The 9,937-nt window shown below is 45.5% G+C and carries 7 protein-coding genes and 1 pseudogene; 1 reads left to right on the forward strand and 7 read right to left on the reverse strand.

Annotated elements, in window-relative coordinates; all coding sequences use genetic code 11:
• Positions 1–192: 192 nt before the first annotated feature.
• Positions 193–2,871 carry a DNA topoisomerase III gene (locus DCO16_RS11115; protein ID WP_173943701.1) on the forward strand — a complete coding sequence of 893 codons (2,679 nt, stop codon included), beginning with the start codon at positions 193–195 and terminating at the stop codon, positions 2,869–2,871.
• A 59-nt stretch (positions 2,872–2,930) separates the two neighbouring features.
• Here DCO16_RS11115 and mnmC1 read toward each other — a convergent pair.
• The 7 genes and pseudogenes from mnmC1 to rpmH all read right to left on the reverse strand — a co-directional run.
• A pseudogene (gene mnmC1 / locus DCO16_RS11305) lies at positions 2,931–3,932 on the reverse strand (FAD-dependent 5-carboxymethylaminomethyl-2-thiouridine(34) oxidoreductase MnmC1); the annotation flags it as partial.
• A gap of 47 nt (positions 3,933–3,979) precedes the next feature.
• Positions 3,980–5,845: a phosphoenolpyruvate carboxykinase (GTP) gene (locus DCO16_RS11120; protein WP_173943702.1), complete on the reverse strand. Its 1,866-nt coding sequence runs from the start codon at positions 5,843–5,845 to the stop codon at positions 3,980–3,982.
• An 86-nt stretch (positions 5,846–5,931) separates the two neighbouring features.
• A complete protein-coding gene (mnmE, locus tag DCO16_RS11125; RefSeq protein WP_173943887.1) occupies positions 5,932–7,311 on the reverse strand; it encodes a tRNA uridine-5-carboxymethylaminomethyl(34) synthesis GTPase MnmE in 1,380 nt (459 codons plus the stop codon).
• A gap of 40 nt (positions 7,312–7,351) precedes the next feature.
• On the reverse strand, positions 7,352–9,034 hold the full coding sequence (yidC, locus tag DCO16_RS11130; RefSeq protein WP_173943703.1) for a membrane protein insertase YidC: 1,683 nt from the start codon (positions 9,032–9,034) through the stop codon (positions 7,352–7,354).
• Positions 9,035–9,044: 10 nt separating this feature from the next.
• On the reverse strand, positions 9,045–9,317 hold the full coding sequence (gene yidD, locus DCO16_RS11350; protein ID WP_173943704.1) for a membrane protein insertion efficiency factor YidD: 273 nt from the start codon (positions 9,315–9,317) through the stop codon (positions 9,045–9,047).
• Positions 9,283–9,522 (reverse strand): ribonuclease P protein component, encoded by a 240-nt coding sequence (rnpA, locus tag DCO16_RS11140; protein ID WP_254598053.1) that lies wholly within the window; start codon positions 9,520–9,522, stop codon positions 9,283–9,285. Before rnpA ends, yidD begins: the two co-directional genes overlap by 35 nt.
• 88 nt (positions 9,523–9,610) lie before the next feature.
• Positions 9,611–9,745 (reverse strand): 50S ribosomal protein L34, encoded by a 135-nt coding sequence (gene rpmH / locus DCO16_RS11145; protein ID WP_082784010.1) that lies wholly within the window; start codon positions 9,743–9,745, stop codon positions 9,611–9,613.
• Between the last annotated feature and the right edge of the window lie 192 nt (positions 9,746–9,937).

Genomic DNA, 9,937 nt, shown 5'->3' on the forward strand with positions numbered 1-9,937 from the left:
GGGGTTTTTCTCCAAATCCTATACAAATTAGGTGCATTTATAAGGGTAGTTGATGCAACTTTTGGACTTTTTTTAATTTATCGGTTAATAATAAAAAGGGGTATCGGGTAGACCAAAGCGCAAGATGGTTTAAATTGGTCATCCGTTTTACCCATTAAAAACATCATTCAAGCTCACATTTAGGCAAAACGCGTGGCCACAAAAGCAACTACCAAAAAAAGCAGTCCAAAAACTTCAGCGACAGATCATCCTAAGGCACTCATTATTGCGGAGAAACCTTCTGTTGCCAATGACATCGCTAAAGCATTAGGCGGATTTACAAAATACGAAGACTATTTTGAAAGCGATGACTTTGTGGTTTCTTCTGCAGTTGGCCATCTTTTAGAAATAGCTGCTCCGGAAGAGTTTGAAGTAAAGCGTGGGAAATGGTCTTTTGCCAACCTACCAGTAGTCCCCCCTTATTTTGAATTACGCCCCATCGCTAAAACTGAATCGCGCCTTAAGGTGTTGCAAAGGCTGATTAAACGCAAAGATATACACGAGCTGATTAATGCCTGTGATGCGGGGCGTGAAGGCGAGTTGATTTTTCGTTTAATTGCGCAGCATGCTAAAGCGCCACAGGCCGTTAAAAGACTTTGGCTTCAATCGATGACGCCTGCCGCGATTCGTCAAGGCTTTGCTTCACTTCGCACTGATACGGAAATGCAGCCGTTGGCTGATGCAGCACGTTGCCGCTCAGAGGCTGACTGGTTAGTGGGTATCAATGGCACGCGTGCCATGACAGCCTTTAATAGCAAGAGCGGTGGATTTTTCCTCACTACTGTGGGTCGCGTCCAAACGCCCACACTGTCTATTGTGGTTGAGCGCGAAGAACTGATTCGCAAATTTATCTCAAAAGACTACTGGGAAGTGAAAGCGGAATTTATTGCTGCAGCTGGCGTATATGAAGGACGCTGGTTTGACCCGAAGTTTAAAAAGGATGCCAACGAGCCGGATGCCCGTGAAAATCGCTTGTGGAGTGAAGCTGCTGCGCAAAGTATTGTGGCTGCCTGTCGCGATAAAAAAGCCAGCGTTAAAGAAGAGTCAAAACCCGCTACGCAACTCGCCCCCCAATTATTTGATTTAACGAGTCTGCAACGCGAAGCTAACGCGCGCTTTGGCTTCTCTGCAAAAAATACTTTGGGCTTGGCACAGGCCCTTTATGAGCGCCACAAAGTACTCACCTACCCACGTACCGATGCAAAAGCATTACCTGAAGATTATTTAGAGACCGTCAAACAAACGATGGAGAATCTAGTTGAAAATTCACAAGAATATCGCCCGTTTGCTAAACAAATTTTGCAAGGTGACCCCAAAGATCCAAAAGCAAAAGCGGGCTTTGGTTGGATTAAGCCCAATAAGCGCATTTTTGATAACTCTAAAATTTCAGATCACTTTGCCATTATTCCTACGCTAGAGTCTCCTAAAACATTAAGTGAGCCTGAGCAAAAGCTATATGACTTAGTGGTGCGCCGCTTCCTATCGGTTTTTTATCCTGCCGCAGAGTTTAGGGTCACCACTCGCATCACTGAAGCCACTGGTCACCACTTCAAAACGGAAGGCCGTGTTTTGGTGAACCCAGGCTGGCTGACCGTATATGGCAAATCGAATCAAGCAGACGATGAACTCGTGGCAGTGCAAGCAGGTGAAACTGTTCAAAATGAATCGATTGCAGCACTTGCATTAAAAACTAAGCCGCCTGCACGTTATAGCGAGGCAACTTTATTGTCAGCCATGGAAAGTGCCGGCAAATGGGTTGACGATGACGATATGCGCGAAGCCATGGCGGAAAAGGGCTTAGGTACACCAGCAACCCGTGCGGCCATTATTGAAGGTTTACTTGCAGAGCGCTATATGGTGCGCGAAGCACGCGAACTGATTCCCACTGCCAAGGCCTTTCAGTTAATGACCTTGTTGCGTGGTCTAGATGTTGAGGAATTAACTAGGCCCGATCTCACTGGGAACTGGGAAAATAAGTTATCGCTTATAGAGCGCGGCGAGATGAATCGCGATACCTTCATGCAAGAGATTGCGCAGATGACGCAGCGCATCGTCAAGCGTGCCAAGGAGTATGACAGCGACACTATTCCTGGTGACTACGCCACCATGACTACGCCATGCCCACACTGCAAGGGTGCTGTTAAAGAAAACTACCGTCGTTTCGCCTGTGAAAAGTGCGGCTTCACGATTAGCAAAACACCCGGTGGCCGTGCCTTCGAATATCCTGAAGTTGAAGAATTATTGCGTGAAAAAACAATTGGGCCATTGCAAGGATTTCGTAGCAAGATGGGAAGACCATTTGCTGCCATTATTAAACTCAGTGAAATCCCAGAAGACGATGCAGATTACCCAAATGCGGGCTTCAAACTAGAGTTTGATTTTGGGAATGCCCAAGAAGATGAGACGGAGGCCATAGACTTTACTGGCCGCCAAGCTTTAGGGGTTTGTCCAAAATGCTCTGCTGCCGTATATGAAGATGGCATGCGTTACTTATGCGAGAAAAATACCGGCCCCAATAAATCCTGTGATTTCAAAACTGGCAAAGTAGTTTTACAGCAGGAAATTTCTGCCGAGCAAGTACAAAAATTACTTAGCGAAGGCAAAACAGATTTGCTCACCAACTTTAAATCCAACCGAACTGGTCGTGGTTTTAAAGCTTATTTGGCTTTAGGTGCTGACGGTAAAATTGGCTTTGAATTTGAAGCGAAAGCACCCAAAGCCGAAGGTGCTGCCAAGGCCCCAGCGAAAAAACGTGCCGGTGCTAGCGCTGCAAGCAAATCTGCCGCAAAACCTAAGCGTGCCAGCAAAGCAAAATCATCCTCGAGCACTTGAGCGCTAATCAGTTTAGCTGCTAAAGCAGACCAAAGAATGCCTCTCGAGCCCAGGGCTGTTGCTAAAAATATCCCTGGGCATTGAGTGAGGGAGCCAATAATAGGTAGACGGTCTCCAGCAACACAGCGGATGCCTACAAAACTTCCGCCCTGCCTGAGGGCATTGCCGTCACCCTCTTCATAAGCTAGCAAACCTTTGGCTTGCTGACGATTAAAGTCATCGCTCGACTCCCAAGATTGCAGATCGCTTTCGCCTTCATCAAAACTAGAACCCACTATCCAGCGATAGCTTCCATTTCGCAACTGCTCTGCCGGCAAACAATAGCCGTCGCCTGATATCGCCGTTCTAGGTAATTTATTAGCCCAGTCATTATTTTCAGCAACAGAAAATATATTCAATTGGCCGCGTACGGGCCTTAAGGGTAGGCGTACTCCAATACTGGCCGCCAATGATTTGCTTTGCGTTGAGGCAGCAATAATCACTTTTTTAGCAGTGCAAATAGGTGCATTATGCTCATTCAATAAATTCCAACCAGACTCTGTTTTTTCTAAGCGCGTGATGATGGTGTTCCAACGAATGCTTAGTTTTTGCTGAGGCTCTAATAATGCATTAGTTGCTATTGCTAGATTAAGTGAGGCACCCCGTGAAAGCCAAACACCATCTTGTTTAATTCCGCAAACCTTTTCTGCCTCATTGGCATATAGTGCGCTTGCCATACTTTTATCCAGATCTAAAGATTGGAGGTGGGCATCCAGTGCGTCACGATTAAAAATCATGCCTCTCTTGGCTGGCTGAAATACACCATGTTGATTCCATACTTTGCCCCAACGGGCTTCGGCCATTAAAAACGCAATTCTCGTTAAGCGCAGTAAACGTGGAGCCCCCTTTCCTACATGAGGATGGGCAATTGCATAAGCGTGGCTTGAACAACCCGTAGCGGGCTTAGCGGCGGCATCCATAATACAAACTGCTTGACCGCGCTCTAGCAACTCATTAGCAATACAGGCCCCTGCAATGCCAGCCCCAATCACCACGATGTCATGGTGTTGGGTTGAGCTCATTAAATAAACGTGTTTTTAAATTTAAAAATTAAATTGCCGAAGATGCTTTAGGCATTCAAGCGCTTTTCAATTTTATTGCGCGCCTCTATCAACTCTTTGGGTAAGCGATCGCCAAGGTGCTCAAATAGTTCTGAGTGGAGCTTTAGCTCACTCTTCCAATCTTCTACTCCGACTGCAATAGCCTTACCAAATTTTTCTACTGAGAAGTCCAGACCATCCCAATGCATATCCGCATGTTCTGGACAAATGCCAAATGCAGTCTCTACGCCCTTAGCATTACCCTCTACACGGCCCAGCACCCAGGAAAGCACGCGCATGTTTTCGCCAAAACCAGGCCATACAAATTTACCGTTTTCATCTTTACGGAACCAATTAACACAGTAAATTTTAGGCAGATTGGCGCCCTCGGCAGTAAGCTTGCTGCCGATATTGAGCCAATGCTGAAAATAATCACTCATGTTGTAGCCAGCAAATGCAATCATGGCGAATGGATCACGACGCACGACTCCGACTTGTCCGGTAATCGCAGCAGTAGTCTCTGAGCCCATCGTTGCCGCCATATAGACACCCTCTACCCAATCGCGCGCCTCGCTTACCAAGGGCACCGTGTTTGAGCGACGCCCGCCAAATAAGAACGCATCAATAGCGACACCTTCTGGATTATCCCAATGAGGATCAACTGCGGGGTTGTTAGTAGCGGCTACCGTAAATCGTGAATTTGGATGCGCGGCCTTGCGTCCTGCTGCACCATCAGCAGGAGTCCAGTCTTTACCTTGCCAATCGATTAAGTGTGTGGGTGGTGTATCGGTTAAGCCCTCCCACCAAACATCGCCATCATCCGTCAAACCAACGTTAGTAAAAATGACATCTTGGTTCAGCGAGTCAAGACAATTTGGATTGGTTTGGCGGTTTGTGCCTGGAGCAACGCCGAAATAGCCCGACTCAGGGTTAATGGCAAACAAACGGGTCTTGCCCGTCACAGCATCTTTGCGTGGCTTAATCCAAGCGATGTCATCGCCAACCGTAGTCACCTTCCAACCCTCGAACCCCTTGGGAGGAATCATCATTGAGAAATTTGTTTTACCGCAGGCCGATGGGAATGCAGCAGCAATATGGTATTTCTTACCCTCGGGCGAAGTCACACCTAAGATCAACATATGCTCTGCTAACCAGCCTTGATCACGGCCCATGTTAGATGCAATCCGCAAAGCAAAACATTTTTTGCCTAGTAATGCATTGCCGCCATAGCCTGATCCAAACGACCAAATTTCGCGTGTCTCCGGGTAATGAACAATATATTTAGTTTTATTGTTAGGCCACACAACATCTTTTTCGCCGACAGCAAGTGGCTTGCCCACCGAATGAATACAGGGAACAAACGTACCATCGCTACCGAGCTGATCGATCACTGCTTTACCCATGCGTGTCATAAGGCGCATATTAATCGCTACGTAAGGGCTGTCAGATAACTCTACGCCGATGTGAGCGATAGGAGAGCCAATTGGGCCCATAGAAAATGGCACAACGTACATAATTCGACCACGCATGCAACCATCGAATAATGGATTAAGGGTAGAGCGCATTTCGCTTGGATCTACCCAATTATTGGTTGGTCCTGCGTCATCTTTTTTAGCAGAGCAAATATAGGTGCGATCTTCAACTCGCGCCACATCATCTGGGTCTGAAAGGGCCAAGAAAGCATTCTTTCTTTTAGCCGGGTTGAGGCGCTTGAATACACCCGCCTGAACCAAAAGCTCACAAAATTCATCGTACTCTGTTTGAGAACCATCACACCAGCGAATGCTATCTGGCTTAGTCAATGCCGCCACATCTGCAACCCATCGAATTAATTGCTCATTTTTTACGTAATCTGGGGCGTTAGTATTCATTTGGTCATTGGTGCTGGTAGTCATGAAAGTCCTAGGATGGTTTAATTTTATTTACTGATTTTAACATTTCTGTCATCTACTGGAGCATCTAACAAATGGTAAAAGAGGGTTTATTTGCCGATACAAAACTGCGTAAAAATTTTTCCTAAAAGATCATCTGGCAATAGTTTTCCTGTTATTTGTCCTAACTGATCCTGAGCCAAACGAAGCTCTTCTGCAAACAATTCCAGTGAAGTATTGCCATCTTTGGCGAATAACTGAGATTTATATAAATGTTCTGTTGCTCTATCTAGACAATCTAGATGCCGACGCCGCGCAACAATGACACCCTCCTGAGAGCCGCCCCAACCAACCAGGTCCAGAATGGCTTTCTTTAAATCTTCAATCCCCTCACCTGTTTTTGCAGAAATATATAAAGGGTGTTTCTCCGGCCCAACTTGGAAAGCGCCGTCTACCAGATCTGATTTGTTATTCACTTCTAAAACAGGGCACTTTGGGGGTAGCACTTGTAATATCTGCCTCTTGAGTAATAGGGCTGCCTCATCTCCTGATTGATCATGAGGAGCGGCATCCTGAAGGAATATCACAACATCTGCCGAGCGAATTGCATCCCAAGATCTCTCAATACCTTTTAGCTCAACTTCATCATTTGTATCTCGTAGGCCGGCCGTGTCAATAATGTGCATGGGAACACCATCAATACTGATGCTCTCTTTGACGCGATCACGCGTAGTGCCAGCAATCGGCGTCACGATAGCGACATCTTCACCAGCAAGGCGATTTAAGAGTGAACTTTTACCCACATTCGGGGCGCCGGCTAATACCAACTGAATACCATCACGCAAAATCCTACCTTGTTTTGCGCTCTCCCTTAAGGCATGCAACTGTTGTATTACTGCGCTTAAACGGTCACGGGCTTGGGCATTCTCTAAGAACTCAATTTCCTCCTCTGGGAAATCTAAAGTCGACTCCACCAAAATTCGAAGTTGCGTAATGTCTTCGATTAATTGATTGATATCACTAGAAAATGCGCCTTGAAGGGAGCGTGCTGCCCCCAGAACAGCGGCCTCACTTTGTGCATCTATCAGGTCTGCAATAGCCTCAGCCTGAGCCAAATCAATCTTATTATTTAGGTAGGCACGCAAAGTAAATTCGCCGGGCTCGGCAATTACCAAGCCCTGATCTTTGCCCAACTCAAGGCAACGCTTCATAACAAGCTCGAGAAGTTGAGGGCCGCCATGACATTGCAACTCTAAGACATCTTCCCCAGTAAACGAGGCAGGGGCAGCAAAATAAATAGCAATCAATTGATCGATAAAAGCACCTTGAGCATCACGCAAAATTAATAAATTTGCATGTCGCGGAATAAGCGTCCTCTGAAAAAGAGCTTGCGTCATCATCAATAGATTTGGGCCACTAATACGAACGACCCCCAGGCCTGCTCTGCCTGGAGCAGTAGCAAGCGCAATGATGGGTAGCTTCCTAGTCATCATTGCGGCTAAGCTATAGAGCTAAAAGATTAGCTAAAATTTATTTAGCAGACTTGTTTGCAAACATCTGGTTAATTTGCCATTGTTGCGCAATGGAAAGTAAGTTGTTCACTACCCAATACAACACTAGGCCAGCCGGGAAAAAGAAGAACATGATTGAAAAAACCAGCGGCATATACATCATGACCTTCGCCTGAATTGGGTCAGCCGGGGTCGGATTCAGCTTAGTCTGAACATACATCGAAGCAGCCATGACTACCGGCAAAATGTAATATGGGTCTGGTACTGATAAGTCTTGAATCCAACCAATCCAAGGTGCGTTACGCATCTCAACAGAAGAAAGTAGCACCCAATATAAAGCAATAAATACAGGAATCTGAATCACTACGGGCAAGCAACCACCAATAGGATTAATTTTTTCTTTCTTATACATCTCCATCATGGCTTGATTTAGTTTTTGTGGTTCGCCTTTGTATTGCTCTCTCATTACCAACAATCGGGGCTGCACTTCCTTCATGCGAGCCATAGATTTATAGCTTGCCGCTGACAACGGGAAAAATACCAATTTAATTAGAATGGTTAGAAGGATGATGGACCAGCCCCAATTGCCAACATAGTCATGTATGTTTTCGAGTAGCCAAAAGATGGGTTTTGCCAGAATAGTTAAGTATCCGTAGTCTTTTAATAAAGCAAATCCTGGGGCTATAGTTTCTAAAACACTTTCTTCTTGTGGCCCAACAAACAATCTAACTTTTTCAACAACGCCTGCGCCAGGTGCCACGATACCCAAGGGGACCTGCATGCCAATGCGATACAAATTGTTGTCAATTTTCCCGGCATAAATATCACGAGCAGATTTATCATTTGGAATCCAGGCGCTTGCAAAATAATGTTGCACCATGGCAATCCATGCGGGTTCGCCAGCAGCTACTTGCGTCGGAATAGTGATTTTGTTTTTATCAATTGCTGAAAACTCAAGCTTATTGAATTTTTCTTTTTCGGTATATACCGCTGGACCAGTAAAGGTGCTTGCTGAAAAAGCGCCGTCAAAGGGGCCGATTTTTTGCTCTTGACTTGCATCTCGAACAAGTTCTGTATACAGCACCAATGGGTTGCTATTGGAGGCAGTCTGAATAACACGGTGGTCTACATCCACTACATAACTTTTAGGATTAAGAGAGAAGGTCTTTTCTAGTTTTACTCCACTCCGCTCACTTCCTAAAACTATGAAAGGCCTACCCGTCTCATCTTTACCAGACTGAATAAGTTTGAACGTACTAGTGTGATTAGGAAGATCTGTATTGCCCAAGGCAATGAGGCCCGAACGAGCAATGTATTTATGATTTGGCGTATATTGAAAAAGTTCAACCGGCTTTTTCTCTACGGTAAGCTCCTTTAGCAGCTTGGCTTCTACTACGTTTGCACCGCTTGCACTAATTTCTAAAACTAATGTGTCATTCTGTAATACAAATTTTTCTGCTGTTTCAATTGCGCCCGTATTTATGCCAGGAGCCTTGGCAATCACTGGGGCTGCTGCGGTTTGTATTGGCGCCGGTACGTCTACTTTTGTTGTCCCTGCAACTGCACTATCAGACTTTGCGGCCGTGGGCGTAGGATTGCCGCCAAACATCGATGGTTTACCTTCATGAATCTGCCAATTGTTGTAAAGCATTAGGCCAGCCATCGAGAAAACTGCCCAAAGAATTGTTTTTTTAAAGTCCATTTGCATTCACTTAGTAATGATGTGTTCGTTTTACGGCGGGGTCATAGCCGCCTTGAGTCCATGGATTGCAGCGCACTATGCGCCAAACCGTCAGTCCTAGGCTTTTGAAAAACCCGTGGTGCTTAAAGCAGTCGCATGCGTATTGGGAGCACGTTGGCTCAAATTTACAACTCATGCCGAAAAATGGGCTCAATGTTATCTGGTAAAGCCTGACCAGCTTCAGCGCCGCTTTATTTAATAATTGCACGTTATAAGAGCCCCGTAACTTGCACACGAAGGACATCTTTTTCTTTTTTCCTAAGCCTACCTCGTGTCTCACGACCTATGGGCTTCTTAAGCTTAATAACAACGTCATTATGGAGTGTTGTAGTTTGAGCAGCCCAAATCATCTCACGAACCATGCGCTTTAATCTATTACGGTCCACTGCACGTTTGACGAGTTTTTTTGCGACCGCAATACCTAAATCCGGTTTTGTGTCTTGACTCACCAATACCGAATACAAACCCCAATACAAATTTGCTTTGGGGCGTGTTTTTAATAACTCGGTAATCCTGGCGCTATTCAACGGCTAAAAGTTAAACAGCTAAACGTTTGCGGCCTTTTGCGCGACGGGCATTTAATACGGCGCGTCCACTCTTGGTTTTCATACGCACACGGAATCCGTGGGTGCGTTTGCGACGTGTTACTGATGGTTGATACGTTCTTTTCATGATTCACCCTGCAAAACCCAGTATTTTCCTTGTTGCATCGGAAAAGGTCAACCGCCTAAGTGGAATAAATAGATGTTTTTCTGTTTTTTATGGGCTTATTGAACACAAACCCTTAATTTATCTATTTTTTCTCGTTTTATACACAAGTTATCCACAGTTTTTCCACGAATTTTCATCTTGTGGATAACTTTA

This window comes from Polynucleobacter antarcticus (assembly GCF_013307245.1).
GTDB classification, from domain to species: domain Bacteria; phylum Pseudomonadota; class Gammaproteobacteria; order Burkholderiales; family Burkholderiaceae; genus Polynucleobacter; species Polynucleobacter antarcticus.